The 20,593-nt window shown below is 69.1% G+C and carries 15 protein-coding genes and 3 pseudogenes; 8 read left to right on the forward strand and 10 right to left on the reverse strand.

The window, feature by feature from the left end; genetic code table 11:
• Positions 1 to 10 precede the first annotated feature (10 nt).
• The 3 genes and pseudogenes from OC490_RS10565 to OC490_RS10575 all read right to left on the reverse strand — a co-directional run.
• Positions 11 to 1,488, reverse strand: a pseudogene (locus OC490_RS10565) (helicase-related protein); the annotation flags it as partial.
• A 75-nt stretch (positions 1,489 to 1,563) separates the two neighbouring features.
• Positions 1,564 to 2,949, reverse strand: coding sequence for a BREX-2 system phosphatase PglZ (gene pglZ, locus OC490_RS10570; RefSeq protein WP_262057613.1), 1,386 nt, complete (start codon positions 2,947 to 2,949; stop codon positions 1,564 to 1,566).
• Positions 2,950 to 3,258, reverse strand: coding sequence for a hypothetical protein (locus OC490_RS10575; protein ID WP_262057614.1), 309 nt, complete (start codon positions 3,256 to 3,258; stop codon positions 2,950 to 2,952). It abuts the gene before it with no gap.
• 88 nt (positions 3,259 to 3,346) lie between these two features.
• Between OC490_RS10575 and OC490_RS10580 the strand changes: the two are divergent.
• A pseudogene (locus tag OC490_RS10580) lies at positions 3,347 to 3,844 on the forward strand (DDE-type integrase/transposase/recombinase); the annotation flags it as partial.
• Positions 3,845 to 4,037: 193 nt separating this feature from the next.
• Here OC490_RS10580 and OC490_RS10585 read toward each other — a convergent pair.
• Together OC490_RS10585 and OC490_RS10590 are read right to left on the reverse strand one after the other, a co-directional pair.
• The gene (locus OC490_RS10585) at positions 4,038 to 4,571 is read right to left on the reverse strand and encodes a DUF4262 domain-containing protein (protein WP_262057615.1); all 534 of its coding nucleotides are present in this window, start codon (positions 4,569 to 4,571) and stop codon (positions 4,038 to 4,040) included.
• 10 nt (positions 4,572 to 4,581) lie between these two features.
• Positions 4,582 to 4,779: a hypothetical protein gene (locus tag OC490_RS10590; protein ID WP_262057616.1), complete on the reverse strand. Its 198-nt coding sequence runs from the start codon at positions 4,777 to 4,779 to the stop codon at positions 4,582 to 4,584.
• Between OC490_RS10590 and OC490_RS10595 the strand changes: the two genes are divergently transcribed.
• A complete protein-coding gene (locus OC490_RS10595; protein ID WP_262057617.1) occupies positions 4,766 to 4,945 on the forward strand; it encodes a hypothetical protein in 180 nt (59 codons plus the stop codon). The genes OC490_RS10590 and OC490_RS10595 overlap by 14 nt on opposite strands.
• Before the next feature lie 1,264 nt (positions 4,946 to 6,209).
• On the forward strand, positions 6,210 to 7,109 hold the full coding sequence (locus OC490_RS10600) for a WD40 repeat domain-containing protein (protein WP_410098602.1): 900 nt from the start codon (positions 6,210 to 6,212) through the stop codon (positions 7,107 to 7,109).
• A gap of 604 nt (positions 7,110 to 7,713) precedes the next feature.
• Here the strand turns inward: OC490_RS10600 and eno are convergent.
• The 3 genes and pseudogenes from eno to OC490_RS10620 form a co-directional block, all read right to left on the reverse strand.
• Entirely contained in the window at positions 7,714 to 8,988 is a 1,275-nt protein-coding gene (gene eno, locus OC490_RS10605) for a phosphopyruvate hydratase (RefSeq protein WP_262057619.1), read from the reverse strand.
• A 142-nt stretch (positions 8,989 to 9,130) separates the two neighbouring features.
• Positions 9,131 to 9,223 (reverse strand): annotated as a pseudogene (locus tag OC490_RS49545) (inorganic pyrophosphatase); the annotation flags it as partial.
• Positions 9,224 to 9,764: 541 nt separating this feature from the next.
• Positions 9,765 to 11,597, reverse strand: coding sequence for a stealth family protein (locus tag OC490_RS10620; RefSeq protein WP_410098603.1), 1,833 nt, complete (start codon positions 11,595 to 11,597; stop codon positions 9,765 to 9,767).
• A gap of 2,219 nt (positions 11,598 to 13,816) precedes the next feature.
• On the opposite strand from OC490_RS10620, the gene OC490_RS10625 reads away from it, so the two are divergent.
• Entirely contained in the window at positions 13,817 to 15,253 is a 1,437-nt protein-coding gene (locus OC490_RS10625; RefSeq protein WP_262057620.1) for a carboxylesterase family protein, read from the forward strand.
• 59 nt (positions 15,254 to 15,312) lie between these two features.
• Complete coding sequence (locus OC490_RS10630; RefSeq protein ID WP_262057621.1) at positions 15,313 to 16,335, forward strand: alcohol dehydrogenase catalytic domain-containing protein; 1,023 nt, start codon at positions 15,313 to 15,315, stop codon at positions 16,333 to 16,335.
• A gap of 247 nt (positions 16,336 to 16,582) precedes the next feature.
• Here OC490_RS10630 and OC490_RS10635 read toward each other — a convergent pair whose 3' ends face one another.
• The gene (locus OC490_RS10635; RefSeq protein WP_262057622.1) at positions 16,583 to 17,203 is read right to left on the reverse strand and encodes a TetR family transcriptional regulator; all 621 of its coding nucleotides are present in this window, start codon (positions 17,201 to 17,203) and stop codon (positions 16,583 to 16,585) included.
• Positions 17,204 to 17,327: 124 nt separating this feature from the next.
• Here OC490_RS10635 and OC490_RS10640 point away from each other — a divergent pair, with 124 nt between their 5' ends.
• Both OC490_RS10640 and OC490_RS10645 read left to right on the forward strand, forming a co-directional pair.
• The gene (locus OC490_RS10640; RefSeq protein ID WP_262057623.1) at positions 17,328 to 18,320 is read left to right on the forward strand and encodes an aldo/keto reductase; all 993 of its coding nucleotides are present in this window, start codon (positions 17,328 to 17,330) and stop codon (positions 18,318 to 18,320) included.
• A gap of 129 nt (positions 18,321 to 18,449) precedes the next feature.
• Positions 18,450 to 18,818: a cyclophilin-like fold protein gene (locus OC490_RS10645; RefSeq protein WP_262057921.1), complete on the forward strand. Its 369-nt coding sequence runs from the start codon at positions 18,450 to 18,452 to the stop codon at positions 18,816 to 18,818.
• Positions 18,819 to 18,846: 28 nt separating this feature from the next.
• Here OC490_RS10645 and OC490_RS10650 read toward each other — a convergent pair whose 3' ends face one another.
• Entirely contained in the window at positions 18,847 to 19,692 is an 846-nt protein-coding gene (locus OC490_RS10650) for a helix-turn-helix domain-containing protein (protein ID WP_262057624.1), read from the reverse strand.
• Positions 19,693 to 19,929: 237 nt separating this feature from the next.
• Between OC490_RS10650 and OC490_RS10655 the strand changes: the two genes are divergently transcribed.
• Positions 19,930 to 20,325 carry an MmcQ/YjbR family DNA-binding protein gene (locus tag OC490_RS10655; protein ID WP_262057625.1) on the forward strand — a complete coding sequence of 132 codons (396 nt, stop codon included), beginning with the start codon at positions 19,930 to 19,932 and terminating at the stop codon, positions 20,323 to 20,325.
• Positions 20,326 to 20,593 lie beyond the last annotated feature (268 nt).

Below are 20,593 nucleotides of genomic sequence, written 5' to 3' on the forward strand. Positions count from 1 at the left end.
GATGCCCAAGTCACTGCCCCAGAACTGTGAACCTGGTCGGTCCTCTGAGCGCGGCCGTCGCACCGTCCAGATCCGCGAGCCGAGCGGCAAGGGTGGCCTCCGCGAGCCGGGTCGGCAGTGCGGCGTTGAACTTGAGGCCGTTCAGCGCACGCGCGTCCACTGCCGGAAGGCACAGCTGATCGGCGGCCTCCGAAATGACCTTCCTCCATTCTGCGGGCGTCGCGTCCTCGCGAAGTCGGATGCAGGTGTCAGTTGGCCGCTGGAGGGGATCGGCGATCGTGGTGAGCGTGGCGGCCAGGGTGGCGTTGGCCCGGTAGCCGGCCCAGGTCCACCAGCGCACACTGGTGCCGCATCCGCCCCTTACGACCATCGTCCCGTCAGGGTGGACCAGTTCCGAGCTGCTCTCGCGTGCCTGAGTGAGCGCGGTCTTGGCGCGCCCGGTGAGGGCGACCGGTGGGTCGACGCCGAGGAGTACTTCCCGTGCCGCGCGCGTCAGTTCGTACGAGGCGGTCCGGCCGGAAGCTGCTCCTCCCCAGCGCGCCTTCCCGCCGCCGTCGACCGGTTCGACGAAGCATCGCCGCCGGGACCAGTCGATGTACGTCACCTGCCAGCTCTGCCCGGCGGGGAGCAGGCGCCGAGGCCCCACCACCTCTTCGGTCAGCAGCGCGGGATTGGTCGTGCCGATCTCTGTACGGCCCGCGAGCACCGTGAACTCCGGAGCCGCGGTGAACACCGCGGTGAGGTCCATGAAGTGCCGGTAGCCGAAGCGGCGTTCCGCCTCGGGGCCGATGAGCAGCATCCCTCCGTCCTGGCTCAGGAATCCCTCATCGACCAGGTGGCGCACGATAGGTTCGGCCGAGGCTCCGGCGGGGTCACCACCGGCTCCACCCAACCGCGCGACCACAGCAGCAGGGCTGCCGCAGCGATCAGTCCGTCTTCGTCGACGGTGAGGAACAGACAGTTGCGGGTGGAACCCGGCCGTCGGCCGGTCCGGCCAAGACGCTGGAGGAAAGAGGCCACGGTGGCGGGTGCATCGATCTGGATGACGCGGTCCAAGTCGCCTACGTCGATGCCGAGTTCCAGGGTGCTGGTGGAGACGATCACGCAGTCGCGTGCTTCGGCGAAGGCTTCCTCTGCTCGCCGCCGTTCATCCACAGAGAGGGACGCGTGGGACAGGAAAGTGGTCACGCCTTTGGCCCGCAGGCTCTCTCCGAGCTTCTCGACCTCTCGGCGCGATTCGCAGAACACGAGCCGCTTCTGGCCGCGGTGCAGCGCCGCGATCACCGTGGCCGCGTTCTCCAAGGAGCCCTCGTAGTCGACCTGGATGTCGCCGGGAGGCGGCAGCGCGGGGGATTCCTCGCGCAGGTGTGGGGCGACGACCCGCGCCGGACGGTGCCCGCTCGCCGAGCCCTGGAGCCAGCTGAACAGCTCATCAAGGTTGCCCACCGTCGCGGACAGCCCGATGCATTGTACTGGTCGTCCAACGACCCCGGACCCTGGTCCGGGAGTCGATCAGGCTGATGACCTCGTAGCCCTCGATGTTCAACGGCCGGGTCAGCACGGTCACCAGGCCTTCGGGACGGGTGTTCGTACGGCCGCCCGAGCCGATGGCGGCGGCAGCGACCGCCGCGAGTGAGAGCGTGCGAGCGCGTCTATGACGGCGGCCACCACCTTGTGCTCCGGCGCCTTGCGGACGAACTTGCGCTGATGCTTGTAGATCGTGGTGTCGAGTATCCGCATGCCGAGCGTGAGTGCGGCCGGTTCCACCGGAGGGGCTGCGACGGGCGCCTCGATCGCGTCGTCGGCGAACACTCGCCTTCCTGCGGCCGTGGCTTCGGCTTGACCTTCGTCGCCCTCTTCACCTGCTTGACAGGGACGGGCGCCGTCGTGGACCCGGCTTCCGCGTCCGACCACGCCGGCTGTACGGACTCGCGTGGCAGCTCGCGCCACTCCGGGGGTGCCAGCTCCGCCGACGGGGCCAGGACCAGTACAGGTACCGCCATCTCGGCGAGTGCGGCACCGCCTTGATATCCGGCCTTGCGCGGGGTGTAGCGGATCTCCCTCCGACCAGGGCACGGTGACCCGGCCGCCGTTCTCCAGTACCTGGGGTCCGGAAAGCGCGACCTCGCCCTCACCGACTTCCGTCCACGTACGCCAGTGAGCTGACTCCACGCCCTCTGCGGCCGACAACTCGCACCCGGCTTCCGCCCGGTCCAGCACATGTCCGTGGCCGGACACCACTACCACCGGACGCCCTTGCCCACGCGCGGCGTTGAGCAGTTCGGCGAGGTACTTCACCTGGCTCACCGACCAGTCGGCGAGTGAGCTCCGCTGTCCGTGATCGAGATTCTCGCCGATCGTGATCAGTACCACAGCGACCACATCGTCCGAGGCGACTGCCGCGACCAGTCGCGAATCGAGCAACTGCCCGGCCGGTCCGGGGATCTCATTCTTGTGGAAGAGGACCGCCGTGTGCCGGTGCTGTTCCCAGAAAGCGGCGAAGCCTTCCTTCTCCTCGTCCTGACCGCCGGACACCGGCCGTCCGCACAGCAAGGTCGCACGGCTGATCGCCGTGACCGAAGGGACCATCGCCACGGCGGCGGCCCGCTGCCCGGCGCCGGACAGTTCGCTCCACCGTCCGGTGACGGTCAGCTCCCCGCCGAGCTGGGCACCGACCGCACTGGTCATCCCGTCCAGGACCATCATCACCGGTGGCCGTACCTTCGCCAGCGGCAGCGCGACGCTCCGCAGGACGTCTTCAATGGGTAGCGCCCGACCGGGCTGTGCGGCGGTGGCGCGTTTGACCCACGGCCCGAGCCGGGCCACGAAAGCCTCGTCGAGTGTGGCCCGTCGCCGTCGCGCCGCGTCGTGCAACGTGCGATACGCCAGCGCCAGCGCGGGCTCGGCCTCTCCGTCTCCCACCCACAGCCGTGCCAGTGCCCGGTCCACTCACCCCCAGTCGGCGACATGTGTACGCACGGCCTGCCCGACCGAGGAGACGGTCGGTTCCGCTGCGTCCAGCCAGCGCCGCAGCCTTACCGCCATACGAGCGAGTTCGACCCGCTTCGGGCAGAGGACGGCTGCGAGTTGGTGCTCCGCCACATGTTCCCAGGCGGTTTGAGCGGCCTGCGGCCCTTCGGCCAGGGCTTCGGCCAATCCGTCCAGGCGCGCCTGGAAGCCTGAGGGAAGGAAGGGATTGCCTGCGAGCGCGGCGGTCAGATGGGCGTCGTCCGCCAGCAGGTCGGCCTGCTGCAACATGTCGACAACCCATTGCAGAGCCTCCTCGCGCTGGTGGCCCCCGGCCCGAGGCCTCGCCGATCCAACGGGTCAGCGTGCCCTCCACCGCCCGCGCGTAGGCGCGCAGTTCGGAGGGACGGGATCCCAGCCCGAACACCGAGCCCAGAGCCACAGCCGCATCGGCCGACGCCTCGTCATCGTCGGATTCCACCTTCGCAAGAAGGTCCGCACCACTGTCCCCGAGCTGAACACCCGGTATGTCGGCGACATAACCTATCTGGCCGTGGGCAACGGCCAATTCCTCTACCCGGCAACGGTGTTGCACCTGTGCTCGAGACGGCTGGCGGGCTGGTCGATCGCCGATCACATGCGCACCTCGCTGGTCACCGACGCTCTCAAGGCCGCGGCTGCCGCCCGGGGTGCCCGTGGCCTGCACGGGGCGATCTTCCACAGCGACAACGGCGTGCAATACGCAGCGGAGGGGTTTGCGTAGGTATGCGCGGACCTCGGTGTGATCAGATAACGGGGAGCAATGGGCACCAGCGCGGACAACGCTGCCGTGGAATCGCTGAACGCGACCATGAAACGAGAGACGCTCCACGGCAGGAACAACGGTCAACTGTGCTGACCACCGTCGCATAACAACCGGTGTCCACGATCAAGGGTGTCGTCCCTTTCGCCCGAGATATGCAGGAGCGGGCTGATGCCGCGGTCGGCTCTGGCCTTCGTCCCTTCGACGAAGTCGGCCGCTTCTTCGGCGTTGCTCTCTGTACCTCAGTCGATCGTCCGTCTGTGTCCGCTCACAGGACTTGCGTCCAGACTCCGGCCGGGTGCTCCTGAGGGGGTAGCCACAACTGAGGCTGGCGGCTGAGGAGGTCTCCTCCGCCCTGTTGCCAGGGGAAGACCGCGTCGCGGTTGGGCCACACCACCTGTAGGAACGGGAACGGCGGCTTGCGATAGAACCTGATTGCCTGACCGAAGAACGCCTTGTACCACCCATAGTCGACCGGCTTCAGCACGACTGGGACATTCGCGATGTCGTGCCGTTCTTGGTTGGTTTCCAAGGGTTCTCCCTCGACGGCCCGCCCACCGAGGTCGTTGAGGACCGGCTGCATCAGGGGGATGTCCAGGCCGAACATGGCGAGTTCGGGCACGCGGTGCCTGTGCCACAGGCCGATGGTGTAGGCCCAGCCGGGTCCCAGGTCGTCGGCGGGAACCCCGACGACCTGCCAGCCGTGGCGGTCGATGGTTTCAGCCGTCGCCCGAGTATGAGGGGCGAGGTCGTCAATCTGTTGGCAGACAACGCAGTGGCAGGTGGTGCGGTCGGTGGTCATGGTGGAGTCGTCACCTGCTGAAGGGGTAGCTGATCTGTGTCAGATCATCCGCGATGTCCGTGAGGGAGACTTCGGGATTCAGTCGGCTGACCATTTGCTGCGTCAACGGGGTGCCGCGGTAGACCAGATCCACGACGCTGGCGTCGAGTTCTGTCTCGTAGTACGAGAGCGCGAACTCGCTGTAGAAGTCAGGGGTGTCCGGGGTCACTCCACTCGTCAGCTACCCCCAGACCGCGCACACCACTGGCACCGCCCTGTGGTCAAGCGCGACGAACACTCATCCCAACGACACGCTCTTCTTCCAGCCCGACGGCAATCTCGTCATCTACGACAGCGACGGAACGGTTCTGTGGGCCTCCGGGACCAACAACTGACCGAACAGATGGGCGTCCACACGAACGGATCAGAACCCGCTGCTCGCAGTTTCGGAGCCCGCCCTCCTGGCTGGGAGGACGGGCGTTGCGGCCAGCCGGAATGAGCCATCCGGGACGCGTTCGGGACGCAGGTTGGACACAAGGATCGGAAGAGACTGACATGAGTAGAGGAAGAGCGAGGTGCCAAACCTCGTCTGAACTGGGAAAACGGTCAGGATGAGCAGTGATCGACACGGACCGTCAAGATCCTCAAAGGACTCATAATCCGTCGGCCGTGGGTTCGAGTCCCACCCGCCCCACCTGTGCAGGTCGCTGACCTGCGGAAACGTTTGTTTTTGGGTGTCGGAGCGTCAACTTTGCCTGGACGGACTGAATCCGCTGCCCATGGGTTTGGGGTTCGGCGGTGTTCGGCGAGTTCCCACCCCTCTGAGCTGCGGCAGAGTGGGTTCTCGAGGTCGTTGCTCGCGATCCGGACGACTGCCTTGAGAGCCGATACCAAGACCCAGGGGCCGTGCAGGGGCCGGGACAACGCAGTCGTGTTCAGGCCGGTGGTGTCTCCGGGCCTATTCGTTGTCCCATTTGCCGGGTGCGCGGTCTGGGGCTGCCGTCCACGGTGCGGCCGGTGAGCGGGCGCGAGTAGGGCGTCGTCGGCTGTTTCATCGTGCTGTTTTTGACTGGTAGGGCCGCTGAAAAGGGTACCGACAAGCCTCGGCCAGTTTGCCGAGCGGAGCAGCGACGGTGTCTTGATCAGGTGTGTGGTCGCGTTCAAGCCGTCCGCGGGTGCCGTGAAGGACCGCTATGGACGAAGGCCGGGGAAGGGGGGCTGCGAGGCGCGTTCTTGGCCCTGTCGTCGGCATTGATCGGCCACGTCCTCGGCGCCGACCCGGGACGTCCGGGGCCCCGGGTCCCTGGCCGGCAGCGCCCGGCGCGAGTCCAACCGACCGACCGCATCGCGCAGTTGGGCGCTGGTGGGGGCGTCCGGGCGCAACCAGGGGGACAGGTCCGCCGTCCGCCGTCCGCCGTCCGCCGTCCGCCGTCCGCCGTCCGCGGCAGGGGAGCGCGTGCTACCGACGCTTCGAGCTACGCCCGCCGGTCGTCCGATCCGCTCGCCCGGAGGACACGGCCCAGAGCTTCGGTGGAAGTCTGCCCGCCGTCTTCCCTGGGATTCCGGAACGCGCGAGACTGCACTATGCCTTTCGTGGGACGACCGTCTCCGCCCCCGGCGTGGGGTCTGGCGGCTACCCTCACCGGGCACGGCAAAGCCGTGAACGCGGTGGGGTTCAGTCCGGACGGGCGGCTGCTGGCGTCCGGAAGCGGCGACCGGACGGTGATCCTCTGGGACGTAACCGACCCGGCACACATGACCCGGTCGGCGACTCTTGTCCATCAACGCCCTGGCTGGTTGGCGCGTGACGGCTGGCGGCAGGGTGGTGTCCACGCAGTGGATTTCAGTCCGGACGGGCGGTTACTTGCCTGCGGCAGCGACCGAACTGTGATCCTTTGGGACGTAACCGACCCGGCACGCCCGACCCGTTGCGCCGCTGCCACCCACCAACGGCACGTCTGGCTGTCAGGTCCCGTCGGAACGGTGATGTTCAGTCCGGACGGACGTTTGTTGGCCACGGGTTCCTCCGGTGACAAGAACACAGGTGTCCTGTGGGATGTGAGTGAGCCGACGCATCCGGTGCGGACCGCCGTCGTCCGGCCGCAGGTCCGTGATTGGGCGAAGAAGCTCTCTTCAGGCGGGGCGCCTGCCGTCCATTCGGTGGGATTCAGTCCGGACGGACGGTTACTGGCCACCGCAAGCGGGGATTCCGGCGTTGTCTCCGGCACCTTCGGGTCTTGGCAGAATGGCGCCGTCATGGTGTGGGATGTCACCGACCCGACTCATCCTGTCGGGACAGCCGCCCTCCCCCTTGCCGGCCGTGGGGACGCGGGGCAGATGTATGCGGTGGCGTTCAGTCCTGACGGGCGGTTGCTGGCCTCCGGAGGCGCGAACGCGACCGTGGCCCTGTGGGATGTCGTCGGCCCTGCGCACCTGGCCACGAGCGCCACTCTCATCGGCCACCGCGGTGCCGTGCGGGCTCTGGCGTTCAGTCCGGACGGACGGCTGCTGGCCAGCTGCGGCGCCGACAGAACGGTGAGGTTGTGGGACGGGAGCTGACGCGCTCAAGCGCCGATCACCGTCGGCGACGCAGACCTGGAAGGCGGCGCGAGCGTGGCTGTGGCGGTCGTCGGCCGCAGTAGGTGGCGCGGCGAGGCGTCGTATCCGGGCAGCAGCCGCGGGGTGGCGGATCATCCGTACGCGTCGCCAGGTGCCGCCGTACGAAGGCCGACGCGGCGCCCGTCAGTCGGTTTGTATCTCCCTCGCCGTCCTGCAGGGGTGTTGGAGCGTCAACTTTGCCTGGACGGACTCAATCCGCTGCTCGCGGGTTTGGGGTTCGGCGGTGCTTGGGGAGTTCGAACCCCTCTGACCTGCGGTGGAGCAGGTGGCCAAGGTTGTCCCCCGCGGTCCGGGTGGCTGTCCTGAGGGCCGATGCCAAGACCCAGGGGCCATACAGGGGCCGGGATGGCGCGGTCGTGTCCAGCCGCGGTGTCTCCGGGCCGATGGTGCGCTTGGTGTTCAGTGGCAGCAGGTGGCTGCTGAGAGAGCGTCTGGCGATGGCCGAGGGGCGAGGGAAACGGCCCGAAAGGGAAACTGTGCGGCTGTTCGGTCCCGGTGCTGATCACGGTGGTGGCTGCTGTCCAGGTTCTGGAGCTGCTGGCCGTCACCGGTCGCTCGTCAGGCCGAACGGCAGCTCCGGGTGAGTGTCTGCCGTCTCGATGAGCCGGTTGTACTTGGCGATGCGCTCGCCACGGGCCGGGGCACCGGACTTGAGCTGGCCGCAGCCGGCGCCGATGACGAGGTCGGCGATGAAGGTGTCCTCGGTCTCGCCGGAGCGGTGCGAGACCATCTGCGTGTAACCGGCCTCGCGGCAGATCCGGATCGCTTCCAGGGTCTCGGTGACGGTGCCGATCTGGTTGACCTTGATCAGGGCGGCGTTGGCGACCTTGCGGTCGACGGCCTCGGTGATGATGGCGGGATCGGTGACGAAGATGTCGTCGCCGACGAGCTGGATCCGTGTCCCCAGGCGAGCGGTGAGCTGTGTCCAGCCGTCCCAGTCGTTCTCGGCGAGGCCGTCCTCGATGGACCAGACGGGGAAGCGGTCGGTCATCTCCTCGTAGCGGTCGATGAGTTGGGCGGAGGTCAGGTCCTGGCCGGAGATGAGGTAGCGGCCGTCGCGGTAGAACTCGCTGGCGGCGGGGTCCAGGGCGATGGCGATGCCGTCGCGGCCCGGGGTGTATCCGGCGTCGTCGATGGCCTCGACCAGCTGGTGCAGGACGTCTTCGGGCCGGTCGATGGCGGGGGCGAAGCCGCCCTCGTCGCCCAGTCCGACCGCATGCCCGGCGGCGGCGAGGCGGGCCCTGAGCCGGGCGTAGACCTCGGCCCCGGCCCGTACGGCCTCGGGCAGACTCGGCGCGCCGAGCGGAGCGAGCATGAACTCCTGGAAGTCCAGGCTGTTGGCGGCGTGGGCGCCGCCGTTGACGACGTTGAAGTGCGGGACCGGCAGCAGCGGTCGGGCTCCGGTGGTCTCGGAGATGCGCTGCCACAACTCCTGGCCGCGAGCTGCCGCCTCGGCGCGGGCGGCGGCGATGGAGACGCCGACGATCGCGTTGGCCCCGAGCCGGGACTTGGTCGGTGTGCCGTCCAACTCGATGAGTACGGCGTCGAGTTCGGCCGCGGAGCCGAAGCGCCGGCCGACGAGCGCCTTGGCGATCTCGCCGTTGACGTGTGCCACCGCCCCGGTGACCCCCTGGCCGCCGTAGCGTGACTGGTCACCGTCGCGCAGTTCGACCGCCTCCCGGGTACCGGTGGACGCGCCGGAGGGCACGCCGGCGCGTACGGTGATGCCGGCCGTGGTGCGCAGGGTCACCGAGAGGGTCGGCCGGGCGCGGGAGTCCAGGATCTCCACCGCGTGCACGTACTCAATGCGTAGCGTCATGGTCGGCTGCCTTCCGTCCCTGAGTCGGTGGGCTTCACTGTCACCGTAGGCGCCTGACACCGCCGGGTTCCGGGGCCGTTCGGCCCTGAAGCGCGGCCGTTCGGACCGCTGCGCGGCTCGCGGGCCGCCTCCGGGAGGCATCGATCCCGGCGTACCGCGGGTCGTGGGCGGGCACGCACAGCGCCTTCTCGTGCATGTCGTTCTCGTCGCGGACGACGAACATGCCGACGGCCCGGCCGACCATCCACCTCACCGGCAACGCCGTTCGGCACCACCGGTCGGCCTACGCCGCGCTGGTGCACCGTGCCATGCAGGGCCCACATGTCTTCGACCAGTTACTCGGCCGTCCGCAGGGGCTTTGGCCCCAGCGGGGTCACGAGCCTTCGGCGTCCGGCCTTACGGATCCGTGCCGGGGACCGAGACGTTTCAGCAGGGTGGACACGGCCGGGTGTTGGATGCGTGGGCCCAGGACGCGCTCCAAGGTCTCGACCTCGGCGGAGCGGAGTGAGCGGCATGACGCGGACATCTGTCCCGACCTTGCCGGGGTAGAGGTCGACTCGGCCGGGCCCGGTACACCGTCATGCTGGTCCGGATGCGGCTCGACCCTGCCACGAAGACGTACGTCGCCCCGACCAGTCGCCGAGAGCAGGGCGTGACGCGACGGACGACATCGCCTCGAACGAGCCGTCTGCCGACAGCTCTTCAAGGTCCTGGAACAGGCGATGTTCTCCGCTCGAACGCCCATGTCCTGACCTGTTCGCCGACCGGTCCGCCTTTCACACACCGGGGCGGTCGAGCTCGTAGGGGCCGAGGACCGGGAAGTACGTCTCCAGGAAGGTGGTGAGCAGGGTTTGTTGGGTGTCGAGTTCCTGATCGCCGGAGACGGTGTCGTTCAGGCAGAACACCTGCTTGTCCCGGCGGGCCAGCAGGGTTTCGAGGCGGGTGGCGAGTGCGGGGTGGGACACGTCGAGGTAGGCGTAGCGCACCTGGGCAGGGACGGCGCGGGCGGTGTGGAAGGCGTAGTAGTGGTGGAGCGAGGAGACGAAGGAGACGTCGTCGAGGCTGCGGAAGCGGTGGCCGGCCGTGGCGTGGTGCTCGGCCGGGAACCTCGTCTCCAACTCGTACAGGACGCTGCGCCGCAGAGCGTGCGGTGTGTGTTTCATCTTCTGGCTGATGACCGTGCCGAAGGTGGCCTCGACCAGGGCGCGGCTGTTCTTGCCCGCGGCCGCCACCGGCACGTCCGACTCGGTCGGCTCGCCCGGCGGGATGAGCACCGGGGACGGGAAGAACCTGGTGAGGCCGTTGGCCAGGAAGAAGTCCTGAGGGACGACGGGGCGGCCCAGGAACACATCGTCGTTGAAGTAGAGGAAGTGCTCGGACAGGCCGTCGATGTGGTGCAGTTGGCTTTCGATGGAGTGGGAGTTGAACGTCGGCAGCAGGCTCGGGTCGTCGAAGATCTCCTTGTGGCTGACGACGCGGAGACCGGGCATGCCCACGTCCAGCCAGGACGGGACCTGGCCGTCGGTGACCAGGTAGACCGTGCGTACCCAGGGGGCGTACTGGTCGAGCGAGCGCAGTGAGTAACGCAGTTCGTCGCGGTTGAGGTACCGGGCCGCGTTGTCCGCCTCCTCGTGGTACGCCTGCCCCGCGCAGGCCGCCCGGCGCCGTGCCCACTCCGGGTCGTGCCCGTCGACCCAGGTGTACACGACGTCGACGGGGAACCGGACGTCCTCGGGGCCCGGCCGGGAGAACTCCCTGCGGGTGCGCACCAGCGACAACGGGTGGTCGGCGGAGGCGAGCGCGGTGAACAGGGTGTCGGGGACGTGCACCGGGGTGTCGGCGCGCGGCACCTGCTCGGCGCTGAGGTTGGGACGTGGCGCCAGCAACAGGTCCCCCGTCTCCTCGTCGGCCGCCCAGAACTCGATGTCGCAGCCGTACTTGGAGCCGAGCGTCAACTGCCCTCGCGCATCGCCGTAGTACCAGGTCATGCGGAGCACGTCCGCCCGCGCCAGCCGCCGCCAGGTGCGGTGACGGAACGCCGGCCGGGTCGTAGGGCGCGCGCGCCGGACACCGTCGACGGCACACACGTAACCGGGACGCTCGCGGCCCGCCCGCTCCAGGGCGCGCAGCGCCGTCGCCCGGTCCCGGGCGGCGAGGGCGACGACCGCGGAGGTGCTGCTGCGACCGCGAACGCAGAAGTAGTCGAGACCCGCCCCGTCGAGGACCGTGCGGACCGCGGCCGCGTTGGCGTTGCGTGCCGCCAGTGGCGAGATGTCGGGGCGTACGAGGACCAGTTTGGGCACATCGTGGACCAGCCGCACCTCTCGGTCGTGGCCGGCGAGCAGGCCGGGATGGTGGCGCACCAGCCATGCCGCGCGCACGCCACCCAGCAGGCGGTGCACCGACGGCAGGCTTGCGATCCGCCGCTTGACGCGCGCGCGGGCCTGCGGGGTCGTGCGTTCCACGAGGGCCCGTCTGAGGCGGGCGGGCACGGCGCGCCGGTACAGGCGCACCGGCCATGACGCCTCGGGGTTGTGGTGGACCGCGGTTGGGTGCGGCGGTTCCGGCCGACGGGAGGTTTCTCCTTCTGGGGACAGGGCGGTGTTCACGTGACGGCCCTCCTCGTGCGTTGCCTCGCTGCACGATCACTGTCCCTCCCGCGGGGGCGACGGGCTTGAGCCCTTCGGGCCATGTCATGGGCCGAACAGGACCGCAACCGCAGGGGTGTTCGCGGCTCTGGGGGTGCAGCCGATCTTCCGTCCGGGCAGTTCCACCACGCACCGCCGCCTCGCCGTGTTGCCCACGTACGCGAGAGGCATGACCCTGACGCGATGGGTGCGACGAACGCCCGGGACCAGCGGTCGCTCTTCTCCGGCGTCACCGCCCAGGTGGCGCGACGCCCCGGCGGCCCGGCCGCGTTCGCCTTCTCGACCTGCCGAGTGCTGGATTCGGTCGACCCGCAGCGACTCCGGCCGCGACCACGATGCCCTGCCGCGGAATGTGCGAACCCGCAGTTCGCAGCTCCCGGGCGCGGACGGGCGGGGCCGGGCCGATGCTCGCGGCGGCGGCGTCGGCCACCGTCGGCCGGCCGCCACTTCGGGGCCGTTCGGTGCGCGGCCGTGCCACCGCCGACGAGCGCGGCGAAGAGACCGACCGGTGGGGTGACGAAGCCGAGAAGCCGTGCGCGGTCGCGACGCCAGGCGCCGATCGGCCCACAGCCGGCAGGCTCGCTGCCGCGCGGTCGACCGCCGACTCGGTTGTCACGTCGGCATGCCTCTCACCAAGCCCTTCGTCGCGGGACGCGACCCGCTGCTGTGGCAAGCGCCCAACTCATCGATCCCCAGGGGCCATTCAGGGGCTACAAGGACAGAAACACATCGACAAGGACCGCACAGGACTGCCACGGATCAGCGCGTCTGAGCTGGGAAAACGTCAAGGATGAGCGTTGATCGGCAAGGACCGTCAAGATCCTCAAAAGGACTCATAATCCGTCGGCCGTGGGTTCGAGTCCCACCCGCCCCACCATGCGCCTCTGTGAACTGCGGAAACGTCTCATCAGGGGTGCGGATTCAGGGCGTTGGTCCACGGGGCTGAATCCGCTGCTCGTGAGTTCGGCTCCGTTGCCATCGGCGTTAGTTGAGGTCACTCTGACCTGCGCAGACGTATCGGCCCATGGCTGGAGGATGGCGTCGTGGGTGGGCTGTGCGAGCGTCTGGATGTCGAATTCTGGACGCTGGCTGGACACGAGGATCCGGAAGTGCTGCCCAGGGACCTTCGAGTGGGCGGCCTGCCGGGCCGGCGGGGCACGGACGCAGCTCGAATGGGGTGCGGTCCGAGGTGGGACGCGAAAGCAGCTCGTACTGGAAACGGCCCAGAGAGGACCGACAGGCGGGCGGGAGCGGCCGGGCTGGGCGGCTCCCGTCCATACAGCCGCGGTCTTTTTGCTCATCCCGCTGCTCCCGGGGCCGCGACGCCTACCGCTGAGGCGGGACGCGGTCCGCTGCCCAGGGCCGCCGAGCGCTCGCTGCTGGTGATCGCCGACGACGTGACGTGGCTCGACAAGGCCGACGCGGCCGTCCTCGGGTTCGTCGTACGGCGCGTCACGGACGCTCCGATGTCGAGCACGACCTTGCCCGACAGTGCGGCGGCGGGAAAGCTCCCGGTAGGGAGCCGGCGGGATGCTCATCACGACCCGGTCACCGGCGCGGGCCGCCTTCTCGGGTGTCTCGGCGCGGGCTCGCCGACCGAGCTCGGCCACCGTCTCTGCCAGGGTCTGGGAACCGCGGGATCTGGACAGCAGGACGTCGGCCGACCGCGATCGCGAGCCGGGCGAGGTTCGTGATGAGCGCCGGCCTGCTGCGCTCCGATCTCACCGCAGAGGATCTGGTTCTGTTCAGCGGCTCCCTGAGCCAGGCCGCCCTGACGACCGGCGACAGCCGTCCGGGCCAGGGGCGCCGCCTCCTGCGCATCTCCCTCGACCGCCTCAGCAGCCGCAACACCGCACCCCTACGAGTCTCGGTGACAGGGAGTACAGCTCTCACCGCAGTGGGCGCTGTTCGCGCGAAGACGCCGGATCAAGAAGAAGAGACCGACGTCTTGCGGGAGGTCGGGCCGGCCCCGTTCGCCGACGATCCGGCCGTCGGCCATGTAGGAGAAGCTGATGGCCTGCACCGAGATCTTGTTGCCCAAGTGTCACCTGATGACCACCGGGTGATCGCCACCCGCCGGGCGTTCTGTCGGATCCCGGGAAACGATGGGAGACGTCACCGCGAGCAACCAGCCGCCGAAGCACCGCGCGAACACCCGAATCGCGCTGGAAGGACATGCCGTGACCGCTACCGCTCCCAAGGCTCCGACTGCACCAGGGGTGCGGTCCTGGTGGGGAATCCCGTACGCCACCGCCGAGCGGTACCGCCGCCCCGTGGTCGCGGATTTCGATCCGAACCGCCCCTATGACCGCAAGGGCGTCGTTTCTGTCCAGCCCGACAGCGGCGACTGGCTGGAAGCGGACAGCGGGATGGGCGAGGACTGTCTGAACCTGAACGTGTGGGCTCCCGAGCAGCCGGCCGGGAAGACGCTGCCGGTGGCGGTGTACATCCACGGCGGCGGATTCGAGTACGGAGCGAACACCCAGATCACCTCCAACGCCTCCGGCCTCGCCGCGACGGGGCGCGTGGTGGGCGTGTCGGTCAACTACCGGCTCGGCGCGCTGGGTGCGCTCTCGCTCTCGCAGTACGGCGGGCGGCTCGCCGAAGCCAGCAATCTCTGTCTGCAGGACATCATCGCCGCGCTGACCTGGATCAAGCAGAACATCGCCCACTTCGGCGGCGACCCCGACAACGTCACCGTCTACGGCCACAGCGGCGGCGCCTATGCCACCTTCGGGCTGCTCGGCGCCGCCTCCGCAGGCGGCCTGTACCGGCGATTGGCCGGCTTCTCCGCCGGGCCCTCGCGTCTCCAGCAGGCCTGGTGGGCCGAGGAACTCGCCCACCGGTTCGTCACCGAGCTCGACGTCGCGGACAACCCGGAGAAGCTGCTCGACCTTGATACGGCCTCCCTGGTGGCTGCCCTGCACAAGGTCACCCCGACGGACCTCGGAGTCCGTGGCGGGATGGACAGCAAGAGCCTCGGCGTCGTCCTGGACGCCGGACAGCCCGGCGCGGTGCTGCACGCCCACCCCATGGACGAACTCGTCTCGGGCGCACACCGTGATGTCGACGTGCTGCTGAGCATGGCCAGTGACGACATGGGCTGGTGGGTGGCGAACGACCTCGACCGGTTCGACCCGCACACCGTCGACCGCATCGTCGACGAGGTCGCCGGGTGGCGCATTCCCCGTTCCCGCGCCAAGAAGATCGTCGACGCCTACGACCAGGGCGGCCGCACCCCTGCCGAAGTCCGCGCCGCACTCCTGTCGGACTACATCTTCGGGCTCCCCGCAGCCCGCGGCGCCCTGGCGCACACCGCGGCGGGCGGCAACGCCCATCTCCTGATGATCGGGCCCGCCGAGGGCGCGCCCGCCGTGCACGGCACCGAGATGTACGCGCTGGTCGGCCAGGAGCGGCCGGGCCGCAGCGCGGAACAGGCCGAGCGTGACAAGCGTATCCGCGACATCGTGCTCGACTTCGCCACCGGCGAGCAGCCCCGGCTGTGGCCCGCCGTCACGAACCGGCCCACCTCGGAAAGCGTCGGCAACCCTCCCTTCGAGGCCACCACCCACTATCAGCAGGCCCTCGACCTGTGGGAGGGCATCGACCGCCCCTGACGGGCATCGGGCGACACCCAACCGCGCACCACGGGGGCGAACAGAGTGAGGAATCCGACATGAGCCAACCGACAGCAGTCGGCGAGGCCGCACCAGTCACGATGCGGGCCGTCGTCGTCACCCGGCCCGGCGGCCTCGACGCACTGGAGATCCAGGATGTTCCGGTGCCTGTCCGCAAGCCCGGCTGGGTGCGGATCAGGGTGAAGGCGTTCGGCGTCAACGAGTCCGAGGTCACCACCCGCAAGGGCGAGTCGGATGCGGAGGTCGGCTACCCGCGTGTGCCCGGCATCGAGGGCGTCGGCGTGGTCGATGAGGCCGATGAGGACAGCGGGCTGCGGCCGGGACAGCAGGTGGCCACGATGATGGGCGGCATGGGCCGCTCCTACGACGGCACGTACGCCCAGTACGTGAGCGTCCCGGCCGGGCAGGTCATCCCGTTCGAGTCCGGTCTGCCGTGGGAGGTCGTCGGTGCGCTGCCGGAGATGTTCCAGACCGCCTACGGATCGCTGACCACCGGCCTGGACCTCAAGGCCGGGCAGACGCTGCTGATCCGCGGCGGCACCTCCACGGTCGGGCTGAGCGCGGCCACGATCGCGAAGGACCTCGGAGCCACCGTGCTGTCCACCACCCGCAGCCCCGGTCGGGCCGGGGAATTGCTGGCCGCGGGCGTCGACCATCCCCTCGTCGACAGCGGCACGATCGCCGACCAGGTGCGCGAGCTGATGCCGGAGGGTGTCGACGCCGTACTGGAGCTGGTGGGCTGCTCGGTTCTCGCCGACACCCTCCGCACCGTTCGCCGGCACGGCACGGTCTGCTTCACCGGAGCCCTGGCGGGCCAGTGGACGATCCCCGATTTCAGCCCGTTCATGATCCCGGGCGGGGTGCGGCTGACGTCCTACGGCGGTCAGGCAGCCGACCTCCCGGCCGACGTCTTCGCCCACCAGCTCCAGGCCATCGCCGCAGGACGCCTCAACGTTCCGGTCGCGAAGGTCTACCACGGCCTGGAACAGGTCCGTGACGCCCAGGCCGACGTCGAGTCCGGCACCACGCCGGGCAAGCACGTCGTCGTCCTGGACGACTGAGACCCGGGCAACCGAGAAACGACAACCAACCACTTCCGATGCGCGAGGGCCGACAACGTAAGCGCCGGTGAGCACGAAATCCTGACACCGCGTGAGGCGCAAGGGGCGCCCGTGCCTGCCCCACCAGGCACCTGTTCCCCTGGCCAGGAACTCTGATTCGTCAGCAGGATGCGCCCATGGGCAGCGGCAACGGCGGCCGGCACCGTTTCGGTAATGTTCGAGCAGGCTGCCGCCGGTCCGGGCGACCTCAGCGTGCTCGAGGGAAAAGCCGCTCGACAGCGGTCACCACCGCGGCGCGGCGGGCGGCGGTGGTGGGGTCCACGGCGTGTGCGGCGGCGGCCTCGCTGAGTTCGGGTTGTGACGCCCAGGTCATGGCGATCTGGTTGACCAGGGCGAGGACGTCGGCCGGGTCCCAGGCGGGGTCGAGCTGTCCAGCCTGCTGCACCTGGCGGAGCAGGTCGATCTTACGGGCGATCACTGCCTGGTCGGGATCGTCGGCACCGGTTGCGGTACCCGGCAGTTCGAGGCGCCCCCAGGTGATCAGGCGGTGGTGGTCTGGACGGGCGACGAAGTAGTCGAACAGGCGGCCCGCGTAGCCAGGGAGGTCGGTCGGGTCTATCTGGGTGGCCTCGGCGATGACGACATACTCCCGTGCAGCGACAGCGGCATAGAGCGCGTCTTTGCTGCGGAAGTAGGCGTAGACGCGTTCTTTGCTGGTCCTGGCGAGCTTGGCGATGCGGTCCACGCGGGCGCCGGCGATGCCGTGGCGGGCGAACTCCTCCATGGCGGCGGCAAGGATGCGCTCGCGCGTGGTGTCGCCGGGGGCGGCGGGAGCTGCGGTCTGGCCGGAGTCGCGGGACTGGGACATGCGCCCAGGATAGAGCACCGAACTGTTTGGTTTGGCATTCGGGTGATCGGCGCGTAGGGTCAAACGGAACAGTTCGGTTTGACCTCTGCGGGTGAAGCCGGCGAACCACTGAGGGAGTGAACTCATGCAGCACCGCAATCTGGGCTCTCAGGGCCTGCGCGTCTCGGCGCTCGGTCTGGGGACCATGGGCATGTCCATGGCCTACGGCGCCTCGAACGACGACGAGGGCCTCGCGACCATTCGCCGCGCCCACGAACTCGGGATCGACTTCTTCGACACCGCCGAGCTGTACGGCGCCGGTACCGGCAGCAACGAGATCCTCCTGGGCAAGGCGGTCAAAGACTTCCGCGACGAGGTGGTCCTCGCGACCAAGTTCGGCTTCGACATGACCGCCCCGGCGCTCAGCCCCGGCTTCAACAGCCGCCCGGAAAACATCCGCAAGGTCGCCGAGAACAGCCTGCGCTACCTGCAGAGCGACCGCATCGACCTCTTCTACCAGCACATCTCCGACCCGGACGTTCCGGTCGAGGAGGTCGCCGGCGTGGTCGGCGAACTGATCACCGAAGGCAAGGTGAAGTACTTCGGTCTGAGCAACGTCGGCCCCCAGTACATCCGCCGCGCTCACGCCGTCACCCCGGTCTCCGTGCTCCAGTACGAGTACTCGCTCTTCGAGCGGGAGGTCGAGGAGAAGATCCTTCCCGTTCTGCGGGAACTCGGCGTCGGCCTGGTGCCCTACTCCCCGCTCGGTCGCGGCTTCCTCACCGGCCAGGTCAAGCCCGCGAGCGAGTACCCCGCGGACGACATGCGCAGCTGGGACGAGCGTTGGCAGGGCGAGAACTACACGTACAACCTGCACGCCACCGAGCAGCTCAAGGACCTGGCCGACACCACGGGTATCACCGTCGCCCAGCTAGCGCTGGCCTGGCTGCTCGCCCAGGGCGAGGACGTCGCGCCCATTCCAGGCACCCGCAGCACCAAGCGCCTCGAGGAGAACGCCGGCGCCACCGACGTCCAGCTCTCCGCCACCGATCTGGCCCGCATCGCCGAGATCCTTCCCAACGGCTCGGCAGGCAGCCGCCTCCCGGCCGCGATGCTGTCCAGCTTCACCACCGACTGAACCGCCCCTCCACGCGGCCCGCACGGGCCGGTCGACAGCAGCCGGTGACGCCGCACAGGTGACGTGCGGGTCATCATCGTCAACCGGCCCGGCGGCCGAGAGTGGTAAGTCAGCCGACATGCCATCGTGGTGACGTCGAAGTTGCCTTCACACGGTCCGTGCCGAAGTGAAGCTCGTACCCTCGACGACAACGCGACGGCACGCGACTTCGCCTCGCTGCTTCCGCTGACTCTGCGGATGGATGACCTGTTCAAGCGCGAGAAGTACGGTCACCTGTCCCGGTCTCTCGCCGTGGGAGGCGAGCCGCGGTTCAGCTACGAGATCGGCGACATCGCCTACTGGTCACCTGGTCCCGACATCGCCGTCCTCTATGACCACGACGGCGAGTCCATCCCCGACCCCGGCATCGTGATCCTCGGGAAAATCGACCACATGGGGGCCGATGCCCTCAAGAAGTACGACGGCGCGGTCGACGTCGCCATCGAGGCCATCGACTGAGACCCAGCCGGAAACCACCGAGATCTCGTCAACCAAGGGAGCGAGGGGGGAGAGTCGGGGATTCGCCGGCCGCGAAGGCGGACGGCGTGAGGCCGGTGCGGTCGCGGAAGAAGCGGCCGAAGTTCGCGGGATCGGTGAAGCCGAGGTGCACGGCCACGGTCCGGGCATCCCATTGGGTGCCTGTCAGCAGGCGCCGGGCTTCGAGGAGGCGCCGCTCGTCGATGAGTTCACGTACTCCCTTGCCGGTGGCGTCTTGGGCGGCACGGCTGAGGGTGCGGACCGAGCAGCCGAGCAACTCGGCGTAGTCCGCGGCTTGGTGGAGTTCGCGGAAGTGCAGCTCCAAGGCGTCCAGGAAGCGCCCGTACCTGTCGGCGCGGCCGGTGCCGGCGGTGGCCGTGCCGATGGGGGCGATGCCCGGGGAGTTGGCCAGGCGCAGCAGCAGTGATTCGACCAGGCTGCGCCGCAGGGCGTGGTGGATGTCGAGGGGGCGGCGCCCCAGTGCGCGGTGTTCGTCCAGGAGCTGGAGTGCCGTCTGCTGGAGCCAGGCGGTGTCGTCGGGGTGCGGGCTGAGCACGGCAGGGGCCTCGTGTGCGGTGAGCGGGGCCAGGAGACGGGCGAGGTCGGGCCGCAGCACGTCCGGTTCGAACAGGATGAACGTACCGCGGGCCGCGCCGGGCGGATGCCAGCACTGCGCGTGCCCGGGACGCACCCACAGCCACTGGCCGGCGGCGACCGTCCGCGTGACGTGATCGACGTCATGCAGCAGCTCACCCTCGGTGACCGCGATGAGGTAGTGGAAGGTGGCACGGCCCGGACGTGGAGGGTTCCACGGCCAGTCGTCGTGCTGGGCGAAGAAATCCTCGACGGTACTCACCTCAAGGCCGTACGGCGTACCGACCGGGGGCTGGAAACCGTACAGCCGAACCGCAGCCGGACCGGCCGCGGTTGCGCTCGGGTGTGGGTGTCGCTCGTCGACCATCACGTGTCCGCAGCCTACCGCCCTTCCGGTCGGTTTCGACGGAAGGATGGAACGTGCCACCGCGCCCGCGCGGCGCGCCCTCCACCTCCTGCGATGCCGCAGCCCGTCACCACCTGAGAGGGCCCACAGCCCATGAACGCATCGACCCTGCACAAGACCGCCGCCGACTGCGCGGAGGAACTCCCCGGAGCACAGCTGGAGCATCCCTTCGGCCCGGAGTGGGAGGTCTTCAAGGTGCGCGGCAAGGTGTTCATGCTGATGACCGAGGTCCCCGGGCGGCCCGTCGTGATCCTCAAGGCGGACCCCGGAGAGGCCCACGCCCTGCGGGAGCAGTACAGCCACATCACTCCCGGCTACCACATGAACAAGAAGCACTGGATCACCCTGGAGAGCGGAGAAGGCGTCGACGAGGAACTCGTCAGGGAGCTCGTCACCGACTCCTATCGTCTCGTTGTCGCTCACCTGCCCAAGGCCGAGCGGCCTGTCGACCCGCACACCTACGGCACCGGCACGCGGGGGGTCCGGTGAGCGCGGCGGGTGAGCGGCTCCAGGGCACCGCCCGCCGGGCGGCCCTGGCCCTCCCCGACGTCAGCCACGGCTACCCCTTCACCCCGGGACTCGACGTGTACAAGGTCGCGGGGAAAGTCCAACGCTTATACAGCTGAGTTGTCCCACGAACGGGGCGGTGACGGGCGTCGGCTGGTGGTTCGTAACGGCTACCACCAGCTCAGAGAGGTCACCACCTCGGCCCGGAGCAGCCCAGGTCAAGGCGCGGCCCTGGCGGACCGTCACGAAC

It is taken from the genome of Streptomyces sp. STR69 (genome assembly GCF_024519455.1).
Taxonomy (GTDB): Bacteria; Actinomycetota; Actinomycetes; order Streptomycetales; family Streptomycetaceae; genus Streptomyces.

Excerpts from the sequence above, each read along its gene's own strand:
- OC490_RS10575 (WP_262057614.1), bottom strand. The coding sequence starts at position 3,258 with ATGTTGCAGCAGGCCGACCTGCTGGCGGACGACGCCCATCTGACCGCC.
- OC490_RS10585 (WP_262057615.1), bottom strand. The coding sequence starts at position 4,571 with ATGACCACCGACCGCACCACCTGCCACTGCGTTGTCTGCCAACAGATT.
- eno (WP_262057619.1), bottom strand. The coding sequence starts at position 8,988 with ATGACGCTACGCATTGAGTACGTGCACGCGGTGGAGATCCTGGACTCC.
- OC490_RS10630 (WP_262057621.1), top strand. The coding sequence starts at position 15,313 with ATGAGCCAACCGACAGCAGTCGGCGAGGCCGCACCAGTCACGATGCGG.
- OC490_RS10635 (WP_262057622.1), bottom strand. The coding sequence starts at position 17,203 with ATGTCCCAGTCCCGCGACTCCGGCCAGACCGCAGCTCCCGCCGCCCCC.
- OC490_RS10640 (WP_262057623.1), top strand. The coding sequence starts at position 17,328 with ATGCAGCACCGCAATCTGGGCTCTCAGGGCCTGCGCGTCTCGGCGCTC.
- OC490_RS10655 (WP_262057625.1), top strand. The coding sequence starts at position 19,930 with ATGAACGCATCGACCCTGCACAAGACCGCCGCCGACTGCGCGGAGGAA.